Origin of the sequence: Vibrio agarilyticus (assembly GCF_012641465.1) — a bacterium.
GTDB classification, from domain to species: Bacteria; Pseudomonadota; Gammaproteobacteria; order Enterobacterales; family Vibrionaceae; genus Vibrio; species Vibrio agarilyticus.
Genome location: NZ_JABAIK010000010.1, coordinates 52,206 through 75,575, shown reverse-complemented (window position 1 = coordinate 75,575; position 23,370 = coordinate 52,206). Strand labels below are relative to the sequence as shown.

Below are 23,370 nucleotides of genomic sequence, written 5' to 3'. Positions count from 1 at the left end.
CTTTTGCATCTCCACAGATTTAAAGTGAAAGCTATTAGAGGAGTGAATATGTTAGTTCCTGTTATTATGGCTGGTGGCTCCGGTACCCGACTATGGCCATTAAGTCGCTCACTATACCCTAAACAGTTTTTGCCGCTGGCTGGTAAGAACACTCTGTTACAGTCTACGCTACAGCGGTTAAGTCGTTTAAATATTGCAGAGCCAGTGACAATATGTAATGAAGAGCACCGTTTTATCGTAGCTGAACAGTTACGTAGCCTGGGTAAACTTGGCACGATTGTGCTCGAGCCGCAGGGGCGTAATACTGCACCGGCGATTGCACTGGCAGCGGATATTGCAACAAGCCGCTTATATGGCGATACGAATCGCGAGAATGTAGACCCTTTATTGTTAGTACTGGCTGCAGACCATGTTATTCAGGATGAGGCTACGTTTACAACGGTGGTTGAAAAAGCTATTCCCATGGCCGAAGCCGGTAAGTTAGTAACCTTCGGCATCGTACCGAAATCTGCGCATACTGGCTATGGGTATATCCACCGAGGTGAGGTTTATGGTGAGGGTTTTGCGGTCGACCAATTTGTTGAGAAACCTGACAGTGCCACCGCACAAGGCTATCTGGAGAGCGGAGAATATTACTGGAACAGCGGTATGTTCCTGTTTAAAGCTAGTCGTTATTTGGAAGAGTTGAGTGAGTACGGTCCGCACATTGCAAAGTCGTGCGAAGCAGCACTTCATGGCACAACTAAAGATTTGGATTTTGTCCGTCTGAACCAGGAAGCATTCTTATCTTGTCCCGATGAGTCGATTGATTATGCAGTTATGGAACATACCAACGATGCGGTAGTTATACCACTCGATGCTGGTTGGAACGATATCGGATCTTGGTCGGCATTGTGGGAAGTGAACGAAAAAGATGCGCAGGGCAACTCCACCCGAGGTGATTGTATTTTACACGACACCCGTAATACACTGGTACATGGTGAAGAACGCTTGGTTGCTACCGTAGGTCTGGACGATATTGTAATTGTCGATACCAAAGATGCGGTGATGATAGCTCACAAGGACAAAGTTCAGGAAGTGAAACAAATTGTAGCAATGCTGAAAGACAAGCAGCGAAGCGAGTGGCAATTACATCGTGAAGTAAACCGCCCTTGGGGTAAATACGATTCTATCGATAATGGTAGTCGCTACCAAGTGAAGCGCATTACCGTTAACCCCGGTGCAAAGCTAAGCATGCAGATGCATCACCACCGCGCCGAGCATTGGATTGTTGTATCGGGTACCGCCAGAGTCACTAATGGTGATAAGACATTCCTTGTAACCGAAAATGAATCCACCTACATCCCTGTTGGGGCGGTACACGCATTGGAAAATCCAGGTAAAGTGCCTCTGGAGATGATTGAAGTGCGATCAGGTTCTTACCTAGGTGAAGACGATATTGTTCGCTTTGAAGATCGTTACGGTCGGGTAGAGGGATAGCCAATGACGATACGCATTACTAATCAGGTTATCGCCGGGAGTGGCATCGCTTTTGGTACAAGTGGTGCTCGAGGCTTGGTGGCGCAGTTTACTCCCGACACCTGCGCTGCCTTTGCCCTGGCATTCTTGGATAGCCTTCAAGCGCATTATCGTGTAGGCCAGTTAGCGATCGCTATCGATAATCGTCCCAGCAGTTTGGTGATGGCACAGGCGTGCGCCGCAGCATTACAAGCCCAAGGCATTGAGGTTATCTATTACGGCGTTGTGCCGACTCCTGCGCTGGCTTACCAAGCGATGCAAGATGGAATGCCATGTATTATGGTTACGGGTAGCCATATTCCGTTCGATCGTAACGGCCTGAAATTTTATACTCCGGACGGTGAAATCAGCAAAGCTGACGAGTTGGCTATCGTTTCCGCGCACGTAGCTTTTGCACCGATTACCGAGTTACCAGAACTTCCGGTTAACTTATTGGCTGCCGAAAACTATATCATGCGCTATACCAGCCTGTTCGATCGGCCTTGGTTGACGGGCAAACGCATTGGTATTTACGAGCACTCTAGCGCCGGTCGTGACTTGTATGCGAAACTGTTTGAGCATTTGGGTGCAGAAGTTGTCTCGCTGGGTCGCAGTGATGAGTTTGTACCGATTGACACTGAAGCGGTATCTGAAGAGGACAAGCAACAAGCGCGGGAATGGTCAGCGCAATATAACCTAGACTGCCTGTTCTCGACCGATGGAGATGGTGATCGTCCACTGATTGCTGACGAACACGGTGATTACCTGCGCGGTGATATTCTTGGTCTGCTGACTGCTGATGAGCTAAATATCAACGCACTTGCCGTACCGGTTAGTTGTAATACTGCGATTGAAAGTTGTTCGCGGTTTACTAAGGTAGAACGAACTAGGATTGGTTCCCCTTATGTGATTGCCGCATTTGATGCTCTTGCTCAAGATTACTCAGTAATTGCCGGATTTGAAGCAAACGGTGGTTTTTTGTTAGGTAGTGATGTAATGGTTAACTCTAAGCCTTTAAAAGCGTTGCCAACTCGTGATGCTGTTCTGCCAGCGATAATGTTGCTGGTAGGGGCTGAGTGCTGCGGTATTTCAACCATGGTTGCAGCGCTTCCTGAGCGCTACACTTATTCTGATAGGATCAAGAACTTTTCGACCAAAATCAGCCGAGCGCTTTTAGCGCGGGGAGTTGAAGCCCCTACCGAGCTGTTAGAGAAATTAGGTATTCAGGGTGAAATTACTTATGTGGATCAGACTGATGGGTTGCGTATGATGTTGAGTAATGGTGATATTATACATTTGCGTCCATCAGGTAATGCTCCTGAATTGCGCTGTTATGTTGAATCCAAATGTGCCTCACACGCTTTTGAGCTTGTTCGTCTGGTATTGGCCCAGTTACAAAATATAGAGATATAGACATGAAAATTGCAATCGCAGGGACAGGCTATGTAGGTTTGTCTAATGCCGTATTATTAGCTCAACATAACGAGGTAGTTGCGGTAGACGTTATTCCAGAGAAAGTGTCGTTAATTAATAGTAAGAAATCACCCATTGTGGATGCTGAGATTGAATACTTTTTAGCGAACAAAAAACTTAATCTTAAAGCAACTCTAGATAAGCGGTTGGCTTATTCTAATGCGGACTATGTTATTATTTCTACGCCAACTGATTATGATCCTGAAACCAATTATTTCAATACGAAATCAGTGGAGTCAGTGATTTCCGATGTTCTTGAAATTAACCCCACCACTACCATTGTGATTAAATCAACGGTTCCAGTTGGATACACTGCATCGGTGTGTGAAAAGTTTTCTTGTGACAATATTATTTTTTCCCCTGAGTTCTTACGCGAAGGGCGCGCTTTAATTGATAACCTGAACCCTTCTCGGATAGTTGTTGGTGAACAAAGCGAGAGAGGACGTATCTTTGCAAGATTATTAACTCAAGGAGCAGAAAAGAAAAATATCGATGTTCTTTTCACTGATTCGACAGAAGCCGAAGCGATAAAGTTGTTTGCTAATACTTTTTTAGCGTTGCGTGTATCTTACTTTAATGAATTGGACACTTATGCTGAGGCTCATGGTTTAAATAGTCGACAAATTATTGAAGGAGTTGGCTTAGACCCACGTATCGGTACACACTATAATAACCCTTCTTTTGGTTATGGTGGCTATTGCTTGCCTAAAGATACTAAGCAGTTGCTCGCAAATTATCAAAATGTTCCAAACAACATTATTCGTGCCATTGTTGATGCTAATAGCACACGTAAGGACTTTGTTGCAGAATCGATCATCAAGCGAAATCCAAAGCGAGTTGGTATTTACCGCTTGATAATGAAAGCAGGTTCGGATAATTATCGAGCTTCTTCAATTCAGGGTATCATGAAGCGTATTAAGGCTAAGGGGATTGAGGTTGTAGTATATGAGCCTGTACTACGTGAGGATGAATTCTTCCATTCTGAGGTCGTGCGGGATCTGGGTGAGTTCAAAACATCTTGTGACATAATTGTTGCTAACCGTATGGTTGATGAAATTCGTGATATAGCTGAAAAAGTTTATACGCGAGATCTGTTTGGCTCTGATTAAACACTGGGAATCTAAATGATTTTATTAACAGGTGCCGCTGGCTTTATCGGGAGTGCGGTGGCTCGGCACATTATCGAAAATACTAACAACACTGTGGTCAACGTTGATTTGCTTACTTATGCAGGTAATGTTGATAGCCTTTGCAATATTGCTGACTCTGAACGCTATTATTTTGAGCAAGTGGATATTTGTAATGCGGAAGCTATCCGTTCAGTATTTGAAAAGTACCAACCAAAAGCCGTGATGCACCTTGCTGCTGAGTCTCACGTGGATCGCTCTATTGAGGGCCCGGACGCGTTTATTCATACGAATATCGTAGGCACTTACACACTGCTTGAAGCTGCCCGTGAATATTGGTCTGGATTGGAAGGTGAAGCCAAGGAGCACTTCCGTTTTCACCATATCTCTACAGATGAAGTTTATGGTGACCTGCATGGTACAGACGACCTATTCACTGAAACAACTCCTTACGCACCTAGTTCTCCCTATTCTGCGTCAAAAGCGTCGAGTGATCATTTAGTTCGCGCTTGGCAGCGTACTTACGGTTTGCCTACAATCATCACCAATTGTTCAAATAACTATGGCCCTTATCACTTTCCTGAGAAGCTAATTCCACACATGATTTTGAATGCGTTGGACGGTAAACCATTGCCTGTGTACGGTGATGGCTTGCAGAGTCGTGATTGGCTATACGTCGAAGACCATGCTCGGGCACTCTACAAAGTCGTGACCGAGGGGGAAGTAGGCAAGACCTACAACATCGGTGGTCATAACGAGAAAAAGAATATTGATGTGGTAAAAACAATCTGTTCGCTTCTTGAAGAATTGGCACCAGAAAAACCTGAGGGCGTCCGGCAGTACGAGGACTTGATCACTTACGTGACAGATCGACCCGGTCATGATGTGCGTTATGCTATTGATGCATCAAAAATTGAACGTGAGCTGGGTTGGAAGCCTGAAGAGACTTTCGACTCAGGTATTCGCAAAACTGTACAGTGGTATCTCGACAATAAGTTGTGGTGGCAGCGTGTACTGAGTGGTGAGTATAGATTAGCACGTATTGGAGGGGAATAATGGTTGCTGCAAATACTCAGTACGCTCTCAACCAGAAAGGCTACAAGGGAGTTATTCTTGCAGGCGGCAGTGGTAGTCGATTGCATCCTATTACCCTTGGTACATCCAAGCAATTGTTACCCATTTACGATAAACCGATGATCTTTTATCCATTATCGGTTTTAATGCTGGCAGGCATCAATGATATATTGGTTATCTCAACGCCCGAAGATTTACCAAACTTTCAGCGTATGTTGGGAGATGGTTCTCAGTTTGGTGTTAGTCTTAGTTATGCCGAACAACCCTCACCAGATGGGTTAGCGCAAGCATTTCTAATTGGTGAAGAGTTTATTGGTGGCTCACCTGTTGCCTTGGTATTAGGTGATAACATTTTTTATGGTCAGCACTTCAGTGACAAGCTTGCTAATGCTACAAATAAAGCTTCTGGTGCCACTGTATTTGGTTATCACGTAGCTGATCCTGAGCGCTTTGGCGTCGTTGAGTTTGACAAGCAAGGCAAGGCGCTGGGTATTGAAGAAAAACCTGTCGAACCTAAGTCGTCTTACGCGGTTACAGGGCTCTATTTTTACGACAATGATGTCGTCTCGATTGCCAAGTCAATCATACCTTCGTTGCGCGGGGAGCTTGAAATTACCGATGTAAATAACGTGTATTTGCAGCGTGGCACTCTTGGTGTCGAGTTATTGGGTCGTGGTTTTGCTTGGCTAGATACCGGTACTCATGACTCTCTACTTGAAGCAGGACATTTCGTGCAAACTATCGAGCAAAGGCAAGGCCTGAAAGTGGCTTGTCTTGAAGAAATTGCTTTTGCTAATGGCTGGTTGTCGGTCGAGCAGCTTACGGAGCAAGCAGAAGCATTGAAAAAAACCGGTTACGGTCAATACCTGTTCCAAGTTATTAAGGAAGCACAATAATGCAAGTTATTGATACAATTATCTCAGACGTGAAAATTGTTGAACCTAAGGTATTTGGCGATGAGCGAGGTTTTTTCTTGGAAACATTCCACGCGAAGCGTTATCAAGAGATGTTGAACATTGATTCAGAGTTTGTTCAAGATAACCACTCACGCTCATGCTTTGGTGTGTTGCGTGGATTGCACTTTCAGAAAAGCAACCCCCAAGGCAAACTTGTACGCGTGGTGCGTGGCACAGTGTTTGACGTTGCTGTAGATATTCGTCCTGATTCACCAACTTTTGGGAAGTGGGCGGGCGTGGAATTGTCTGAAGACAATAGGCGCCAGCTCTGGGTGCCTCCTGGCTTGGCGCACGGTTTTGTTGTTCTATCAGATGTTGCTGACTTTGAATATAAATGCACTGACTACTACAAGCCAAGCGATGAAGGTTGCTTGAAGTGGGATGATGCTGAAGTTGGTATTGAATGGCCTATAAGCAGTGTACAATTGTCAGCGAAGGATGAGCAGGGTTTGTCACTGAAGGAGCTATTTCCAAGATGAAGGTTTTGCTAACGGGCGCTAACGGTCAGTTAGGGCGATGCCTGCAAGATCGCGCTGAGCAAGAGAGGGTCACCTTTATTGCTACCGATCGACAAGAGTTGGATATTACCAGCGAAACTGCTGTTGCAGAGTTAGTGCTCAAGGAGCAGCCTCAGCTAATTATTAATGCAGCTGCGTATACAGCGGTCGATAAAGCTGAGTCAGAATACGAGACTGCGTTAGCAGTCAATGCTAACGGGCCTGTGAATCTGGCGAAAGCTGCGGCAGTGGCAGGAATTCCGTTGCTGCATGTTTCAACCGACTATGTTTTCGATGGTAATGGCACCGAACCATACTTGCCAGAGCAACAAACCTCTCCACTTGGTGTATATGGCGAAACCAAGTGGGCGGGTGAGAAGATGGTTCGTCAACAGTTAGACAAGCATGTGATTGTGCGTACTGCTTGGGTGGTCAGCGAATACGGCAATAACTTTGCCAAAACTATACTGCGTTTGGGTAAGGAGCGGGATGAACTGAGCGTGATCGCTGATCAGTATGGGTGTCCGACCTATGCTGGTGACTTGGCTGATGCGTTGTTGGTTGTGGTTAAAGGTATTAGCGCAGGCAGACAAGAGTGGGGTACTTTTCATCACTGCGGTGACCAGCCAACTAGCTGGCATGGTTTTGCTCGCGCTATTCTGGCTGAAGCTAAAACGCAAGGTAAAATAGAGTCAATGCCTAAACTTTATGCGATTAAAACCGAAGATTACCCGCTTCCTGCACCACGTCCAACTTATTCCGTAATGGACTGCAATAGCATGCTATCTATATGGGGGGTTGGTCCTAGTAACTGGCGTAACTCACTAAAAACAATTATTGCTAAACTTTAATCGCTAATAGCACTGGTTCTTAGTGGAAGACTACTAACTAAGAACACCTCCATCTGGCGATTTCAGATTGCTGACAAAGGTCTCGCTATCTAGCTGAATCTTTGATCTAATCGGAGTATTGGAATTTGGATGCTTCTAATATTTGGTAAGCGGTTAATTAACCGCTTACAAGCAAACGTGGAAATGCAAAATCAGCTGTTGCAGCGCTCGAAGATGCATTACTGACTCGCTATAGCCTCATAGGCAAAGCGACTCTAGGTTTGCAACTACGTAGTGATAATGGCTTAGATCTTTACCTCGCGTTTATATACCGCACTGGCCAGGCAACACGGGTTAATGCAGGCGTTTATTCAACCTCATACACCTCAGCAAAATGGCATGGTTGAGCGGCTAATCAGAACTATCAAAGAGCAATGAGGCCAGAACAGTGATCGACAAGTGGCTTGAGTTCTACAATACAGAACGACCACACCAAGCTCTAAATATGAAAACGCCAGCGAAGGCGTATGTGTCGAAAACCATGAGAAGTTTAAACGACGCTTTATTTAATTCTAAGGTGGTAAGTTATCTTGGTGTAAAGTTAGCATAAAACGTCATTGCTCTGATGCGTTTTTGTGTCTTCACCGAAAAGTCCCGATAGATAAGACTTGCAGTTATGTTCTCGCTTTGAGCATAAAAGAGCCCAAACTCTTTGAGCGCTAATAACTAATCAAACACCTTTTCAGGCAAACCGCGCCAGCGACGCAGCCACGTGGTGATGCGCCAAACATAGCTTAGAGCAACTGAGTAGGCTAAAAAGCAAACGATAAACAACCCAAACATAATTGATTCGCGTATCTCAACAGTTTCTCCATAAATACCAAATGCCGCAAATAGACTTGCAATAGTGCAGATGATAAGCAGCGTTTGTCTTGAACTAAAACCGATGCGTTGGAAGATATGGTGCAGGTGTTCTCTGTCGGGTTTAAAAGGTGAGTTACCACGACGAACTCGACGGTACATGATGGCAGCCATGTCCATCAGAGGAATAGCGATCAGCCATAATGCAGTGACCGGGCGAATCAGTATATCGGTTGTTGGCTGGCTTGCGCCAAGCAGCATCCAAATCACGGTAAAACCAATCATCATGCTGCCAGCATCGCCCATAAAAACTCGTCGCTCGCGCCCAAATAACCCAAGGTTCATTAAAATGTAGGGAATGGTGGCGGCAATGAACACAGCGCAGAGATAAGCAAGCCCATGCTGGCTATCGATTTTCAATAAGTAAGCGAGCGCGCCAAAGGTGACAATCGCAAGGCCACCAAGTAACCCATCAATCCCATCCACCATGTTAAAAGCGTTTATCGCACCAATCACCGCAAGCACTGTGAATATTGGGCTTAACACACCAAAGCTCATTTCCCCGAACCCCAAAATATTGCCAATGTTCTCTAGTTGAATGTCCGCAAAGGTGATCATCAAAATCGATACGGCCGCTTGCATGAAAAGACGCAGTTTAAAGCTAATATCAAACCGGTCATCTGCCGCGCCAAGGACGATTAAGCTTGCCGTGCATCCCAAGAACAAATAGCTATGCTCGATTGTGTTGGGTGAAGTGGTGAGAAATTCACCTATGGAGAGAAAGATTGAAATCCCTCCCACTAGTGGTATTGCGCCTACATGAAGCTTCCGAGCATTAGGTTTATCAACCAGCCCAACTGATTTAGCGACTTTTCGCATTAAAAATAAACAACAAAAAGAGAAAAAACTGACGAAAATGAGTTCTAAAACCATGATAAATCCTGGGGTTTTTATTATATCCATGAGCTGTTGCGATTATTTTTAGTGTAATTACTTATTGTTAGATTTCTGCTCTCGCTGGATTTTAAATCAAAAAAACTTGAACTAACACAAATAAATACAAATGTTTTTTGATTTAACCCGTAAAATTACTTAATTGCATTAATGAGAGGTTGGTTCCGGAATTCGATGAATCTTGCTTTAAAAATGTTCGAGTATCTTTCGTTTTTAGCAATAAATTGATTCGAAAGTGATTGTAAATGACTAATGAGAGTGACGTCCTTTATATATAAACTAGACAACATAACTAGCAGATAATTATTACTAATTCATTAGTGCGATTAGTGATGGATTGTTTATTTGTTGCATTTTTTTACATCCTTCTGGTTTCATCAATGTGCTTAATGCTAGGTTGATGAATAAGCATTGCGCTTTTTATCTAGCGAAAATAGGCTAAATTGCTTATAGGTTAGGGAACTTTTTAAAGGATTTGATATGAAGATCGCCATTGCTGGAACTGGCTATGTGGGCCTGTCCAATGCGCTGCTGCTTGCACAGAATAACGAAGTCGTTGCTGTTGATATTATTGCCGATAAAGTCGACATGCTAAATCGCAAAGAGTCACCAATTGTTGATACCGAAATTGAGCATTTTTTTGCCACTAAAGAGCTCAATTTTCGCGCCACGCTTGATAAAACATCCGCCTATCAAAATGCCGATATTGTGATTATTGCGACGCCAACGGATTACGACCCTGAAACCAACTATTTCAACACGGCCAGCGTTGAATCTGTGATTCGTGATGTAACGGCGTTAAACCCAAATGCGGTAATGGTGATTAAATCGACAGTGCCAGTTGGCTTTACCGCGCGTATTAAACAAGAGCTCGGCTGCGAGAATTTGATGTTCTCACCTGAGTTTTTACGTGAAGGTAAAGCGCTTTACGATAACTTGCACCCATCACGGATTATTGTGGGGGAGCGTAGCGAAAGAGCGAAAACCTTTGCTAATTTGTTGCTTGAGGGCGCGCTAAAAAAAGAGGTCGAGGTCCTTTTTACGGACTCAACAGAAGCCGAAGCGGTTAAGCTTTTTTCTAACACCTATCTCGCGCTGCGTGTGGCGTATTTTAACGAGCTAGATACCTACGCTGAAGTGCACGGCCTTGATGCACGTCAAATCATACAAGGCGTCGGTTTAGACCCTCGTATTGGCAGTCATTACAACAACCCGTCGTTTGGTTATGGCGGCTACTGCTTGCCAAAAGATATTAAGCAGCTGCGCGCCAATTACGCTGATGTGCCAAATAACCTGATTCAAGCGATTGTCGATGCCAACACCACGCGTAAAGACTTTGTTGCCGATTCAATCGTGAAACGTAGCCCTAAGCGAGTCGGTATTTATCGACTTATTATGAAAGCCGGCTCGGATAACTTCCGCGCTTCGAGCATTCAGGGGGTGATGAAGCGCATTAAAGCTAAAGGCATTGAAGTGGTGGTGTATGAACCAGCACTTGCTGATGATTTCTTTTTTAACTCCGCAGTTGTGCGTGATTTAAATGAGTTTAAATCCAGCTGTGATGTGATAGTTTCCAACCGTATGGTGGAAGAGCTGAGCGATGTCGCAGAGAAGGTGTACACCCGCGATTTGTTTGGTAGCGATTAACATCAATAAGGGCAGAGGCGAATAGTACGCTTTCTGCCCTTCCTATTTAGGCTTTCAGTTCTCTATCTTCAGCTAATGATATTCGTTACATCTTTGCGTTTGAGTCTATGCGCAAATGCTCGCTGAGTATCGGGCTCTCCATGAATTAAGTGAATCGCTTTGGGTGGTGGGGTGATGCCATCAATAAAACGCTCTAAATCGTGCTTGTCAGCGTGAGCCGAATAGCCCGACATCGTATGGATTTGTGCGTTAACCTCATACCATTTGCCGTCAATTTCGACGCCTCTTGGTATGGTTTGATGTTTGGCAGTATCGCCGCGGAGCGCATTTAGTCTTTGCAGCGCATCGCCCAGTGTGCCACGGGCTTGGTACCCAGCAAACAAAATGTCGTTACGCGAGTCGCTCAGCAGCGCTTTGAGATAATTGACCACCCGGCCTCCTTCACACATGCCCGATGCGGCAATCACAATCGCACTTTCATTACTGTTTGCTAGTCGGTTAACCAGCGCCAAGTGGTCGCGGTGATGTTCAATTTGAATGCATTGGTCAAAGGCAAGCGGGTGACGCTGCTGTTTCAGTTTGGTTTTGGCTTCTCGCCCCCAAAGGGCTTTGAACTCACGATAAGTTTGGGTGACTTGGCTCGCCATCGGTGAGTCTAAAATGATGGGCAGTGACGCCGATAATTGCCGCTCATGCAGCAGCTGCTCAATATCAAACAATAGCTCTTGCGTGCGACCAACGCTAAAGGCGGGGATCACAATCACGCCACCATCGTTTAATGCATGATCGCAAATGGCGCCAAGGCGCTGTTTGCGCATGGCAATGTTTTCATGCGCTCGGTTGCTATAGGTTGATTCAATAAACAGATAATCGGCGCGTTCAGGAGGCAGTGGGTCGGGTAATAGGGGCGTTTGGCTTGGGCCTAAATCGCCTGAAAACACCACCACTTCGTTATTCTCTAACTGGCACTCAATATAGGCTGAACCCAAAATGTGCCCCGCAGGCTGAAAACGGATCTGGCACAGCGTGGAGCCATCAGATTTTTCTGGGCTTATTTGAATTGGTATCCACTGTTGGTAATCACACCCAACGAGGCGCGTTTTGATAAAAGCAAGTAACTGCTCACGTTGATGCTTAGATAGACCCGTTTGCAGTTTTAGGCCATCGGCGAGCATTAGAGGGGCGAGCGCCGCAGTTGCGTGAGAGCAGTAAATTGGCCCGTCAAAGCCTGCGGCGATGAGCCAAGGCAGGCGACCAATATGGTCGATATGGCTGTGAGTTAGCACAAGCGCTTTGATGTTCTCAATCGAAAAATCAATCGCAAGGCCATTGGAGCGTGCCAGATCGCGACCTTGAAACAGACCACAATCAATCAAAATGCTGCCGCGAGTTAAACGCAATTCATGACACGAGCCGGTGACCGTGGTTTTGCCGCCATGGTGAATGACACTGGTTTCTGAATTGAGTTGGATCATTACGCCGTTCCACACTGGTTGTTGGGACTGGTATATTAACTTTGTGAAACGTCCTCGCTGAAAAAGAGTCAAGACTTTGCGAAGTATTGCGTGAATAGTCATACTTATTCCAGTCTAAATCAGTCTAGTTAGGCTTAACCCCTCTCTAATACCCTTTCTTCTGCTTATCTCTTGCTCTAAAATTAATGCAATCAGTTTCACATTAGGTCTGTGGTATACCCACTGGCACAACAAGGATGAATCAATGAAAGTCTTAGTGACAGGCGGCACCGGTTACATCGGTAGCCATACCTGTATTCAAATGATTGCTTCTGGGGTTACTCCGGTGATCCTCGATAATTTATACAACAGCAAAGCCTTGGTGCTGGATCGCATCGAGGAGGTCACGGGTACTCGGCCTGAGTTCTATCAAGGTGATATTCGTGATAGCGCAATATTAGAGACGATTTTTGCGCAGCATCGCATTGATGCGGTGATCCACTTTGCCGGCTTAAAAGCGGTGGGTGAATCAGTCGAAAAGCCGCTGATGTATTATGAGAATAATGTCGCGGGCACACTGAATTTGGTACAGGCGATGGAGCGCGCGGGCGTTACTCGGCTTATTTTTAGCTCATCTGCTACCGTGTATGGCGACCCTGCATCGGTGCCGATTCGTGAGAATTTCCCAACCTCAGCCACCAATCCTTATGGCCGTAGCAAATTGATGGTCGAAGAGTGCCTTAGCGATTTTCATAAAGCCAACCCCGAGTGGAGCATTACGCTGCTGCGCTATTTTAATCCTGTCGGCGCACACAAATCTGGGCGCTTGGGTGAAGATCCTCAAGGGATCCCTAACAACTTATTGCCGTTTGTCGCGCAAGTGGCAGTCGGGCGACGTGAGAAGCTTGGCGTGTTCGGTAATGACTACCCCACGCCCGATGGTACAGGGGTGCGAGATTATATCCATGTGGTCGATTTGGCAGACGGTCATTTAGCGGCGCTAAATAAAGTAAGCCAAAAGGCTGGGCTGCATATTTTTAACCTTGGAACTGGGCATGGAAATAGCGTGCTTGAAATGGTGGCTGCGTTTGAACAGGCTGCTCAAAAGCCAATTCCTTATCAAATTTTGCCTCGCCGCCCTGGGGATATCGCTGAATGTTGGGCTGACCCAAGCTACGCAGAGCAGCAATTGGGCTGGAAAGCGCAGCGCTCACTGCAAGAAATGGTGGAAGATACTTGGCGCTGGCAGGAAATGAACCCTCAAGGGTATCAAGATTAACCCGTGAGATGTTGCCGTGTCATCTTATGCGGTAATAATGGCATAGATATCTTAGACATAAAAAAACCGGCCATTGGCCGGTTTGAGCAATTTGATAGCGTTTAAACTTACGCTTTTGCAGCTGCTGCCGCTTTTGCGATAGCCGCAAAGCCTTTTGCGTCAAGCGATGCACCGCCAACGAGAGCGCCGTCGATGTCTGGTTGAGAGAAGTACGCTTCTGCGTTCTCAGGCTTAACAGAACCACCGTATTGAATGATAACTTGCGCTGCAACGGCTTCGTCTTTTGCCGCAATTAGAGCGCGGATAGACGCGTGAATACGCTGTGCATCTTCAGCTGTTGCTGCTTTACCTGTGCCGATTGCCCAGATTGGTTCGTAAGCGATGATTGCACCGTTTAGCGCTTCAACACCGTAAGTGTCGATAACTGCGTTGATTTGACGCGCGCATACTGCTTCAGTTTCGCCCGCTTCATTTTGCGCTTCAGATTCACCGATACAGAATACTGGCGTTAGGCCATTTTCTTTTAGGAAGTTGAATTTCTCTGCGATGAAAGCATCAGATTCGTTGTGGTATTCACGACGCTCTGAGTGGCCGATGATGATGTGCGTTGCACCAAAATCTTTCAGCATTTCTGGAGACATGTCGCCAGTGTATGCGCCGCTGTTGTGTAGGTCGGTGTTTTGCGCACCTAGAATGATTTTATTACCGCCTTCAGCGATTAGACGCTCAGCAAGATCAAGGTAAAGGGCTGGTGGCGCTACTGCCACATCAACGCCTTCAACACCTTCAAGTTCAGTATTAAGACCGTTTAGCAGTTCAGTAACCATGGCTTTGCTGCCGTTAAGTTTCCAGTTACCCATCACTACAGGACGACGCATAGGAATATCTCCGTTTCTATAAATGTGAATATACCCGTCGACCTTAATGCGGTAGCGTCAAGGTGCTTGGGTATATGAATAAAATCTGCGTAGAAATATAACAGATATCGACGGTCAGATCATGATTGTTGTCATCTCTTATGGGGTTTGATTGGGTATAAGTAAGAGTTCTGCTTTAATAAGGAGCCAACATCAAAGGAGACGATGTGTTATGCCCAATTTAGTCTTGGAGTATTCAAATTCAGCGGAAGAACGTGTCAGTATGCCAGCACTATTGGCCGATTTGCATCATGTGATGTTGCAATCGGGCCTATTTGAGGCGTCCTCGGTAAAATCACGGACCTTGCGCGGCCATCAGTGGCTAATTGGCGAAGAGGGAGATAGTGTGGATTTTATTCATGTGACCGTTGAATTGCTCGTGGGCCGCAGCGATGAGCAAAAAAGCGAGCTTGCGGATGCTCTCATCACCACCTTGAGTCACAGCGCCAGTCACATACGCACATTAACGGTCAATCTGCGTGATATGGAGCCGTGTGGGTTTCGCAAGGTGATTAATCTTTAATCTTTTGCGCTTCAACCCAGTAGGCACAGCGGCGCTGCCCAGCAATGATGTGCTCACGCCGAGTCACTTGTGCTTCTGTGGCAAGTAAGCGTTGAAACAGGGTTAATTCGGTTTGACACAACGCCGGGCTATGAATGGCGGCTTTGCAAATGGGGCAGTGGTTCTCAATCAGCAGATAACCGTCGTCAAAGGTTTCCAGTTGCGCCATGTAGCCTTCGCGCTCTCGAAGCGAGACCAGTATTTGAAGTTTGCCGAGTAAAGAAGATGCATGAGATAACGCGTCATGATACTGCTCGAACAAGCGCGTTTCACGAGCGCGCTGAATATCCGCTAAACCTTGGGCGCCGTATAGTGACTCTACTGCATCGATAAGTTGTACCGTCAGTTCACCGTGGCGATCTGAAAATTGTGCATGCCCCTTGGCAGTGAGTGACCAGTGGCGAGTGGGGCGGCCAACTTTGGCGCGCACATCGTCAAAAGAGAGTAACCCCGACTCCTCCAGTCCTTGCAAATGTTGACGTGCGCCCATGGTCGTCATGCCAAGCTCGTCTGCCAATTGCTTTGCTGTCATCACACCACAGCGTTTGATGGTTTGCATAATTTTGTCGCTGGTTTTCATAAATCCCCACCTTCGATGCTGGCGATATTATGCGCGATAGATGGGGTTAGGGGAAGAACGAGCAAAATCGTCGTTTCAAGTTGAGATCATCGCCTTGCTGCTTATACCCGTCCTACTTGGCGTTGCAGCGGTGTTGGCTAGCTCTCACAAACCTCATCACATAGTTCGTCTATGTTCACGAAGTGCTCAGAGGCTTTGCTCGTTTGCCGCCTACCTGCAATTCCAAGTTGTTTGGGTATATCCACTCACTTAGCGACTTGCTTACTTCGGCTCGGGGCCGTAACGGTTGTCACCAATAGTGCCACGCAAAAGACCACACTCAATAAAAATCCATAAACCGCAGACCAACGCAATAATTGAACCGCCCATTTCTGGCATGTTCATCACCGTCTCGTCTTGCATGGTGCCTGGGAGTGCGATCGGGGTCATCATGCGCCCCGCAATGAGCGGCGCGCTGAGTAATAACCAGTAAGCCGATTTACCTCTGTCATGCCAGCGTTTGCAGGTGATGGCTAAATCTGGCCACAGCAGTATCAACAGTAAAATCGGCAGCAGCACATTGACCGCGCCTGGCGCCAGTGTGTGGATGATGAATGCGCAACTTGGCACAAGGATGTAATACGCCAAATTCCAGAGCCAAAAGGTTTGGCGGTGAATTCGTCCGTGAAATGAAAACAGTAACGGTCCAAGTGGCATAGGGCATCCTCTGCAAGAATCTATAACATTGAGTATGTTAACGATGTGGCAAAAAGCAAATGCGTCTATATACCCAAGTAACCTCAAGATGCATGGTTCAGCGAGAATGACTTGGTTCATCAGTGAGGCGAGGATTTGAAGATTGAGTGGCTCTCAATCGAAAATCGTCAACAAAGATGATGAGCCAAGACAGCTCGCCCTTTGGGAGCCGATCACTGAACCGATAGCGGCGTTAAACAACTTGAAAATAGACTCGCTATTTCGCTGCGTTGTTTGCCTTGCTCTCAGCTCAGTGAGCCGGCTCTGAATTCAGCATCTTGAGGTCACTTGGGTATACCCGTCCCACTTGACGTTGCAGCGCCTTTCTTTGAAAAATTAAGGGGCCGGCTCTCACAAACCTCATCACATCATTTGTCGATGTTCACAAAGTGCTCGAAGGCTTTGTTCGTTCGCCGCCTATCTGCATCTCTAAGCTATTTGGCTGCATTTCCAAGGTGTTTGGGTATATCGTGAAGTCAGTTTCTCACTTTTTGGAATCTTTAAAGGTCTTTCCCTACTGAGCGTTTGCGTGATTACGCTTATTAAAGGAAATGGCGCATCTTTGGTTACTTGCACTAAGCTTAATAGTGCGGTTGCAGTCGGCATGGAGCGTCTGATTGATTCAATTGTTATGCGGCGTGATAAGCGCGCTGCCTTATACAATTGACCGCGCGCAGAGGACTCAATAATGACCACGTCCAGTTCACCATTAAAGGTGCCGAAATTTGATGAATTGATGGCACTGGCAAAAAACGACCCATCGGAATTTGACCGCTTAAAGCAGTCATTGTGCGATCAGGTGATATCTGCAGCTTCCGGCGACATGCAGCCACGGCTTCGCGCTCAGCAAAGTCACATTGACCGTGTGGTAGCTCGCTGCAAAAATCCGATTCACACCAATGTGGTATTAATGAATGAGCTGCAAAAACAGGTCATGAAGTTTCGCGAGGTGCTCAGCAACCCAAGCGCAACGGTTCAAGCAGAACAAGAAACGTTAGATAACGTGGTCGCATTTCGGCGCAACGCAGAAGCAGAAGAGGACAAGGGTACCAAGGACGAAAAATAAGATGAGAGGGACTGAGTTTAGTCCCTCAATGTTTATTTCTCTTTTATGAGATAACGTCTTTTACAGGATCACCGCTTTTATAGGATCACAGCTTTGACTTCGTCATCTTTGCGCTCAAGGTAGTGAATCGAGCGTACGCGACGGATGGTGCGGCAGCGGCCGCGGATGAGCAGCGTTTCTGTGGTAGCGATATTGCCCTTACGCGTAATACCATCAAGAAGATCGCCTTTGGTAATGCCGGTTGCAGAGAACACCACGTTATCGCTGCGCGCCATGTCACCCAGTTTTAATACCACGCCTGCGGTAACGCCCATCTCTTCACAGCGTTTCAGCTCTGCAGTACCATAAATACGATTTTCTTCGGTATCGCCTTTTACTTCGTGGCGTGGCAGCAAGCGGCCTTGCATGTCGCCGTCAAGCGCGCGGATCACCGCAGCAGAGACAACCCCTTCAGGCGCGCCACCAATGCAGTACATCACATCCACTTCGCTGTCTGGCATACAGGTTAAAATCGACGCTGCAACATCGCCATCGGGCACGGCGTAGACGCGCACGCCCATTTGCTGCATTTCAGCGATGATGGCATCGTGGCGCGGTTTGGCGAGTGTTATTACAACCAGAGTATCGAGAGATTTTTCTAGCGCATTTGCGATGTTAACCAAGTTCTCTTTGAGAGGCTTATTGAGGTCAATCACGCCTTTCGCTTGTGGCCCTACAACCAATTTCTCCATGTACATATCAGGGGCTTTTAAAAAGCTGCCTTTTTCACCCGCAGCCAACACCGCCAGTGCATTGGATTGTCCCATTGCGGTCATTCGCGTGCCTTCGATTGGGTCGACAGCAATATCAACACTATCGCCGCCACAGCCAACTTGCTCGCCGATGTAGAGCATTGGCGCATCATCAATTTCGCCTTCACCAATGACAATCTCGCCACTGATTTCCGTTTTATTTAGCAAGGTGCGCATCACTTCAACCGCTGCGCCATCGGCGGCATTTTTATCGCCACGGCCAAGCCATTTGTAACCGGCGAGCGCCGCGCCTTCGGTAACTCGTGAAAAAGCCATTGCTAGATCGCGTTTCATGGGATCTCCCGTTTGGATCTGTATATTAGAGTGGTGTTGAGCGATGATGCTCTTAATTTGCGCGGATTCTATCACAGCTCAGACAAACGTTTGCTAATTTGCATCAAAGAGCGTGAGGATAATTTGGTCGTGCTATTTTTAACGCTATGAGTCGTTTTGCATCATGATGCAGCGCAACGATTGTTATTTTTTGGTTAGATATGGTTGCTTTTTCATCAATTAATGACTGAGATTGAATATAGTGGGTGTTTCTCTTGGCATGGCTAAGTAGAATGGAATCAAAATAGAGAGCGCGATGGTTGCTCTGTCGAGTCGAATAGAAGGTAGGCCGAGATGTCTTTTGAAGTACTAGAAAAATTAGAAGCCAAGATCCAAACAGCAGTAGACACAATTGCACTATTGCAAATGGAAGTGGAAGAGTTAAAAGAAGATAAAGCGCGTTTGCAAACCGAAGCAAACGAAATGCGTCAAGCGCGTGAAGAGCTTGAGCAAAAAGCGCAAGTGGCGCAGCAAGAGCATGTGCAGTGGCAAGAGCGTATTCGCGCCTTGATTGGTAAGATGGACGAAGTGGAATAACGCTACGTTATCCTCTTATTCACTGGCTTCGATATTGATTGATGCAATTGAAAACACCCGCCTTGGCGGGTGTTTTTGTTGTAGAGCGAGTTAACACGCAGAATTAGTGACGAACTTCTTCTTCCAATTCGTCTTCCAGCAATTCTTCGAGCTCTTCTTCGGCTTCTAAGTCCAGCTCGAGTGGCTCTTGGGATAAAATTACGCCGGTGGTGTCAGCGTAAAGGTAATCTTCGGGTAAAAACGTCACGCCACCAAAGTTGACGGCAACATCAACTTCACCAATGCTCTGAGCTGCCGCGCCGACAGGAATGGATGCCAATGCTTGAATGCCGAGATTCATATCTTCTAAATCGTCCACCTCGCGCACGCAGCCATAAACGACGATACCTTCCCATTCGTTCTCTTCAGCGAGTGAGGCAATTTCAGAATCGACCAAGGCTTTGCGTAACGAGCCACCACCGTCAATCAGCAATACGCGACCGACGCCATCTTGCTCTAACGTTTCACGGATAAGGCCGTTATCTTCAAAACACTTAATGGTGGTGATTTGACCGGCAAAAGAGGCGCGTCCACCGAAGTTGCTGAACATCGGCTCGACCACATCCACTTGTTCTAGGTAGATATCACATAGGGCTGAAGTGTTGTATTCCATAACATACCTTTTGCTTTAAATGATGTGCTTTAAATAGTGGCGTTACCCGTCACACTGAACTTGCAGATCCACTGTCTGCAATCCCAATCATATTGGGTACAAAAACAATGCGTTGAAATAAGGGCAGACCTTATTTTATACCGCATCGCAATCATTTGAGTATATCGACGCATTAAGTCATTGCAATGAGATTCTTATTTAACCTAGCAGAGTTTGAGCTATCACAACTGTCGCAAAGATAAGGTTATTGATAAGGGCCACTTTAACCACTTGTGGCATCAAAGGTGCAATGGCGTTGGGCGTTTGGCTCTGCCAGACCGCGCGCGCGTGTTTGATGAGCGCAACGAGGCCGAGCAGCATTAAACTTGCCAGCCCAAACGCGGCGTGGTTTAAGCCAAGATACGCAACAAAGGCCAGCCAGCCAGTCAATAAAACCGCTAAGTGATACTGTTTCGCGCGAGCAAAGCCTAAGCGCACCGCAAGGGTGCGTTTACCACAGGCCGCGTCATTTTCGATGTCACGCATATTGTTGACATTAAGTACCGCGACGGCCAGTAGACCACAGCCAATAGCGGGCAAAAGCAGTAAAGGTAGCGCGTTAAAATGAACACCTTGATGACCTGTCTGATGACTCAAAGCAGCATCAAGCGCTGGGTTTAATATCGATGTGTGGCTTTCAGTGTGCAAAAAGTAGGTGCCGCATACGCCCAAAAGACCAAAGAAAATGAACACTGAGATATCGCCAAGGCCAAAGTAGCCATAGGGTTTATTGCCTACGGTATAAGCAATCGCGGCGATTATCGCCAGCGCGCCAAAGCCGATAAACAGTGCAATGGTCTGCCAAGAGTGAATGGCGTGCAGCACCAGCCAAAGGCCACATACTATGGTCAGCAATATATTGAGTGCAATTGCGGTGCGCATGGCTTGGGCTGTGATAGCGCCCGATTGCAGCGCGCGAGTGGGGCCAAGGCGCGCTTGGTTATCCGTCCCCTTAACCGCATCGCCATAATCGTTAGCAAGGTTAGATAAAATTTGCAGCAAAGTGGCCGTCGCAATGGCTAAGAGCGCGGTAGACCAAGAAAAGGTGCCGTGAGCAAACGCCAGAGCACTGCCAGTCATGATAGAAACGAGTGCCAGTGGCAAGGTTTTTGGCCGCGCAGCGTCAATCCAAACTTGTAACGAGGAGTTCATAGAAGGTGTTGTTTAATTAAGGGATCTTTAGGTCAACAGACCCTAGTATATACTCTTTCCCTGTGAAGTTGCAGCGTTGTTGGTAGGCAAAAGAATTAAGGCTTGCAAACAAAAAAGAGCAACCGGTGGCGGAACCATGGCTGCTCTTTTACATCAATGTGTTCTTTAATGGCTTGGCACACCGTCCTTTTATGTGCCGCCTTTATACCCAAACAACGTTAAGTAGGACGGGTATAGCGTATTAAAGAATGAAGCGGCTTAGATCTTCATCGGCGACGAAGCTGCCAAGGCGCGCTTTCACGTACTCAGCATCAATCACAAAGGTTTCACCGGCTTTTTCCGTCGCATCAAATGAGATCTCATCCATCAATCGTTCCATAACGGTATGAAGACGGCGAGCACCAATGTTTTCCGTGGTTTCATTCACTGTCCATGCCGCTTCCGCAATTTGATGAATGCCATCTTCGCTAAATGTGACGGTGACATTTTCCGTTTGCATTAGCGCGCTGTACTGTTCGGTCAAAGACGCTTTTGGCTCGGTCAAAATGCGTTTGAAATCATGGCTGGAAAGCGCTTCAAGCTCAACGCGAATTGGCAAGCGACCTTGTAATTCTGGGATCAAATCAGACGGTTTGGCCACTTGGAAAGCGCCAGAGGCAATAAACAGAATGTGGTCAGTTTTGACCATGCCATGTTTGGTTGACACTGTGCTGCCTTCAATCAGTGGCAGCAAATCGCGTTGTACCCCTTCTCGAGACACATCTGGGCCTGAACTTTCACCGCGCTTACAAATCTTATCAATCTCATCAATGAAGACGATGCCGTGGTTTTCCACGTTGTAAATGGCTTGCTCTTTAAGCTCTTCTTGATTAACCAGCTTGGCAGCTTCTTCTTCCACCACCGCTTTGAGCGCTTCTTTGATTTTCATCTTGCGCTTTTTCGAGGTATTACCTGCCAGACTTTGGAACATGCCTTGAAGCTGATTGGTCATCTCTTCCATGCCAGGAGGCGCCATGATCTCTACGCCCATTTGCGGCGCAGCAACATCGATTTCAATCTCTTTGTCGTCCAATTGACCTTCACGTAATTTTTTACGGAAGATTTGGCGCGTGTTGGACTGTTCGTTGTTGGCTTCGTTTTGACCCCATGCGTCGCGAGCCGGAGGCAAAAGGGCATCCAAAATACGTTCTTCTGCTTGCTCTTGAGCGCGAAAGCGCACTTTGTCCATCGCTTGCTGGTGGGTCAATTTCACGGCAACGTCGGTCAAATCGCGAATGATGGTTTCGACCTCTTTGCCGACATAACCCACTTCGGTAAATTTGGTGGCTTCAACTTTAATGAAAGGCGCGTTAGCCAATTTGGCCAAACGACGCGCAATCTCAGTTTTGCCGACCCCAGTTGGGCCGATCATTAAAATGTTTTTCGGCGTGACTTCGGCGCGTAAGCTTTCATCAAGCTGCATGCGACGCCAGCGATTGCGCAGGGCAATCGCCACAGAGCGTTTGGCGTTGTCTTGGCCGATGATATGGCGATTTAATTCATGAACAATTTCACGAGGTGTCATTTCAGACATACAATTTCCTTTCCAGTCGGCACAATTAAGCGTCGCTTAATGCGAGTGCATCAGCGCCATTTTCGCTATCAAGCTCTTCAATGGTGTGATGATGGTTGGTGAATACGCAGATGTCACCTGCAATGTTTAGGGCTTTTTCGGCAATTGTGCGCGCGTCTAACTCGGTATTTTCAAGTAACGCAGTTGCTGCAGCTTGCGCGTAGGTGCCACCAGAGCCGATGGCGATTAAGTCATGCTCTGGCTGAATCACATCACCGTTACCAGTAATGATCAGTGAGGCGGTTTCATCTGCCACTGCCAATAAAGCTTCTAGCTTACGCAGCGCGCGGTCACTGCGCCAATCTTTCGCCAGTTCAACGGCGGCGCGTGTTAAATGGCCTTGGTGCATCTGCAATTTACTTTCAAAACGCTCAAACAGCGTGAATGCATCAGCCGTGCCGCCAGCAAACCCGGCCAGTACTTTATTATTGTAGAGGCGACGAACTTTGCGGGCGTTGCCTTTCATTACGGTGTTGCCCAGTGATACTTGCCCATCACCGGCGATCACCACTTTATTATTACGACGAACAGAAACAATGGTAGTCACAAGTCAGCCCCTTGGTTGGTTGTTCTTTTTGATTATCGTACCACTTGCAGTTATCGCCTTATGGCAGTATCAAGTTTCTTGAGTCTGGTGGGTACGTCATTATTGGTATATATCGGGGCGCTCAGACGCTTTTCAAGGGGCAATAAGAGCGAAGTCGGAAGAGGAAGGGGATGGAGTATGACGCTCATGGTTGGTCTT

General features: G+C 46.8%; 22 protein-coding genes and 1 pseudogene. 13 read left to right on the top strand and 10 right to left on the bottom strand.

Annotated features, from left to right (window positions below):
• Nucleotides 1-48 precede the first annotated feature (48 nt).
• The 8 genes and pseudogenes from HGP28_RS11545 to HGP28_RS19435 form a co-directional block, all read left to right on the top strand.
• The gene (locus tag HGP28_RS11545; RefSeq protein WP_168836622.1) at nt 49-1,479 is read left to right on the top strand and encodes a mannose-1-phosphate guanylyltransferase/mannose-6-phosphate isomerase; all 1,431 of its coding nucleotides are present in this window, start codon (nt 49-51) and stop codon (nt 1,477-1,479) included.
• Between the two features lie 3 nt (nt 1,480-1,482).
• Nucleotides 1,483-2,910 carry a phosphomannomutase gene (locus HGP28_RS11540; protein WP_168836621.1) on the top strand — a complete coding sequence of 476 codons (1,428 nt, stop codon included), beginning with the start codon at nt 1,483-1,485 and terminating at the stop codon, nt 2,908-2,910.
• Nucleotides 2,911-2,912: 2 nt separating this feature from the next.
• Nucleotides 2,913-4,079 carry a nucleotide sugar dehydrogenase gene (locus HGP28_RS11535; RefSeq protein ID WP_168836620.1) on the top strand — a complete coding sequence of 389 codons (1,167 nt, stop codon included), beginning with the start codon at nt 2,913-2,915 and terminating at the stop codon, nt 4,077-4,079.
• A 15-nt stretch (nt 4,080-4,094) separates the two neighbouring features.
• Entirely contained in the window at nt 4,095-5,153 is a 1,059-nt protein-coding gene (rfbB, locus tag HGP28_RS11530) for a dTDP-glucose 4,6-dehydratase (RefSeq protein WP_168836619.1), read from the top strand.
• The gene (gene rfbA / locus HGP28_RS11525) at nt 5,153-6,067 is read left to right on the top strand and encodes a glucose-1-phosphate thymidylyltransferase RfbA (RefSeq protein WP_168836618.1); all 915 of its coding nucleotides are present in this window, start codon (nt 5,153-5,155) and stop codon (nt 6,065-6,067) included. The genes rfbB and rfbA overlap by 1 nt, the downstream gene beginning before the upstream one ends.
• Nucleotides 6,067-6,606 (top strand): dTDP-4-dehydrorhamnose 3,5-epimerase, encoded by a 540-nt coding sequence (rfbC, locus tag HGP28_RS11520; protein ID WP_168836617.1) that lies wholly within the window; start codon nt 6,067-6,069, stop codon nt 6,604-6,606. The genes rfbA and rfbC overlap by 1 nt, the downstream gene beginning before the upstream one ends.
• Nucleotides 6,603-7,475 (top strand): dTDP-4-dehydrorhamnose reductase, encoded by an 873-nt coding sequence (gene rfbD, locus HGP28_RS11515; RefSeq protein ID WP_168836616.1) that lies wholly within the window; start codon nt 6,603-6,605, stop codon nt 7,473-7,475. The genes rfbC and rfbD overlap by 4 nt, the downstream gene beginning before the upstream one ends.
• Before the next feature lie 418 nt (nt 7,476-7,893).
• Nucleotides 7,894-8,064: pseudogene (locus HGP28_RS19435) on the top strand (integrase core domain-containing protein); the annotation flags it as partial.
• A 116-nt stretch (nt 8,065-8,180) separates the two neighbouring features.
• Here the strand turns inward: HGP28_RS19435 and wecA are convergent.
• Entirely contained in the window at nt 8,181-9,248 is a 1,068-nt protein-coding gene (wecA, locus tag HGP28_RS11500; protein WP_168836614.1) for a UDP-N-acetylglucosamine--undecaprenyl-phosphate N-acetylglucosaminephosphotransferase, read from the bottom strand.
• A 501-nt stretch (nt 9,249-9,749) separates the two neighbouring features.
• On the opposite strand from wecA, the gene HGP28_RS11495 reads away from it, so the two are divergent.
• Complete coding sequence (locus HGP28_RS11495; RefSeq protein ID WP_168836613.1) at nt 9,750-10,916, top strand: nucleotide sugar dehydrogenase; 1,167 nt, start codon at nt 9,750-9,752, stop codon at nt 10,914-10,916.
• A 68-nt stretch (nt 10,917-10,984) separates the two neighbouring features.
• Here HGP28_RS11495 and HGP28_RS11490 read toward each other — a convergent pair whose 3' ends face one another.
• On the bottom strand, nt 10,985-12,391 hold the full coding sequence (locus tag HGP28_RS11490) for an MBL fold metallo-hydrolase RNA specificity domain-containing protein (protein WP_168836612.1): 1,407 nt from the start codon (nt 12,389-12,391) through the stop codon (nt 10,985-10,987).
• Nucleotides 12,392-12,635: 244 nt separating this feature from the next.
• On the opposite strand from HGP28_RS11490, the gene galE reads away from it, so the two are divergent.
• The gene (gene galE / locus HGP28_RS11485) at nt 12,636-13,649 is read left to right on the top strand and encodes a UDP-glucose 4-epimerase GalE (protein WP_168836611.1); all 1,014 of its coding nucleotides are present in this window, start codon (nt 12,636-12,638) and stop codon (nt 13,647-13,649) included.
• Nucleotides 13,650-13,756: 107 nt separating this feature from the next.
• Here galE and tpiA read toward each other — a convergent pair whose 3' ends face one another.
• Entirely contained in the window at nt 13,757-14,527 is a 771-nt protein-coding gene (tpiA, locus tag HGP28_RS11480) for a triose-phosphate isomerase (RefSeq protein WP_168836610.1), read from the bottom strand.
• Between the two features lie 211 nt (nt 14,528-14,738).
• Here tpiA and HGP28_RS11475 point away from each other — a divergent pair, with 211 nt between their 5' ends.
• A complete protein-coding gene (locus HGP28_RS11475; protein ID WP_168836609.1) occupies nt 14,739-15,089 on the top strand; it encodes a 5-carboxymethyl-2-hydroxymuconate Delta-isomerase in 351 nt (116 codons plus the stop codon).
• On the opposite strand, the gene HGP28_RS11470 is transcribed toward HGP28_RS11475, so the two are convergent.
• On the bottom strand, nt 15,079-15,708 hold the full coding sequence (locus HGP28_RS11470; protein WP_168836608.1) for a helix-turn-helix transcriptional regulator: 630 nt from the start codon (nt 15,706-15,708) through the stop codon (nt 15,079-15,081). The genes HGP28_RS11475 and HGP28_RS11470 overlap by 11 nt on opposite strands.
• Nucleotides 15,709-15,969: 261 nt before the next feature.
• The gene (locus HGP28_RS11465; RefSeq protein WP_168836607.1) at nt 15,970-16,404 is read right to left on the bottom strand and encodes a DUF805 domain-containing protein; all 435 of its coding nucleotides are present in this window, start codon (nt 16,402-16,404) and stop codon (nt 15,970-15,972) included.
• A 727-nt stretch (nt 16,405-17,131) separates the two neighbouring features.
• Between HGP28_RS11465 and HGP28_RS11460 the strand changes: the two genes are divergently transcribed.
• Nucleotides 17,132-17,509, top strand: coding sequence for a DUF3135 domain-containing protein (locus HGP28_RS11460; RefSeq protein ID WP_168836606.1), 378 nt, complete (start codon nt 17,132-17,134; stop codon nt 17,507-17,509).
• A 77-nt stretch (nt 17,510-17,586) separates the two neighbouring features.
• Here the strand turns inward: HGP28_RS11460 and glpX are convergent, their stop codons facing one another.
• Nucleotides 17,587-18,594, bottom strand: coding sequence for a class II fructose-bisphosphatase (gene glpX / locus HGP28_RS11455; RefSeq protein ID WP_168836605.1), 1,008 nt, complete (start codon nt 18,592-18,594; stop codon nt 17,587-17,589).
• A gap of 333 nt (nt 18,595-18,927) precedes the next feature.
• On the opposite strand from glpX, the gene zapB reads away from it, so the two are divergent.
• On the top strand, nt 18,928-19,170 hold the full coding sequence (gene zapB / locus HGP28_RS11450; protein WP_168836604.1) for a cell division protein ZapB: 243 nt from the start codon (nt 18,928-18,930) through the stop codon (nt 19,168-19,170).
• Between the two features lie 103 nt (nt 19,171-19,273).
• Here the strand turns inward: zapB and rraA are convergent, their stop codons facing one another.
• From rraA to hslV, 4 genes are all read right to left on the bottom strand, one after another.
• On the bottom strand, nt 19,274-19,822 hold the full coding sequence (gene rraA / locus HGP28_RS11445; protein WP_168836603.1) for a ribonuclease E activity regulator RraA: 549 nt from the start codon (nt 19,820-19,822) through the stop codon (nt 19,274-19,276).
• Between the two features lie 198 nt (nt 19,823-20,020).
• Complete coding sequence (gene menA / locus HGP28_RS11440) at nt 20,021-21,013, bottom strand: 1,4-dihydroxy-2-naphthoate octaprenyltransferase (protein ID WP_168836602.1); 993 nt, start codon at nt 21,011-21,013, stop codon at nt 20,021-20,023.
• A 241-nt stretch (nt 21,014-21,254) separates the two neighbouring features.
• Nucleotides 21,255-22,586: an ATP-dependent protease ATPase subunit HslU gene (gene hslU, locus HGP28_RS11435; protein WP_168836601.1), complete on the bottom strand. Its 1,332-nt coding sequence runs from the start codon at nt 22,584-22,586 to the stop codon at nt 21,255-21,257.
• A gap of 25 nt (nt 22,587-22,611) precedes the next feature.
• Nucleotides 22,612-23,172, bottom strand: a complete 561-nt coding sequence (hslV, locus tag HGP28_RS11430) for an ATP-dependent protease subunit HslV (protein WP_168836600.1) — start codon at nt 23,170-23,172, stop codon at nt 22,612-22,614.
• Nucleotides 23,173-23,370 lie beyond the last annotated feature (198 nt).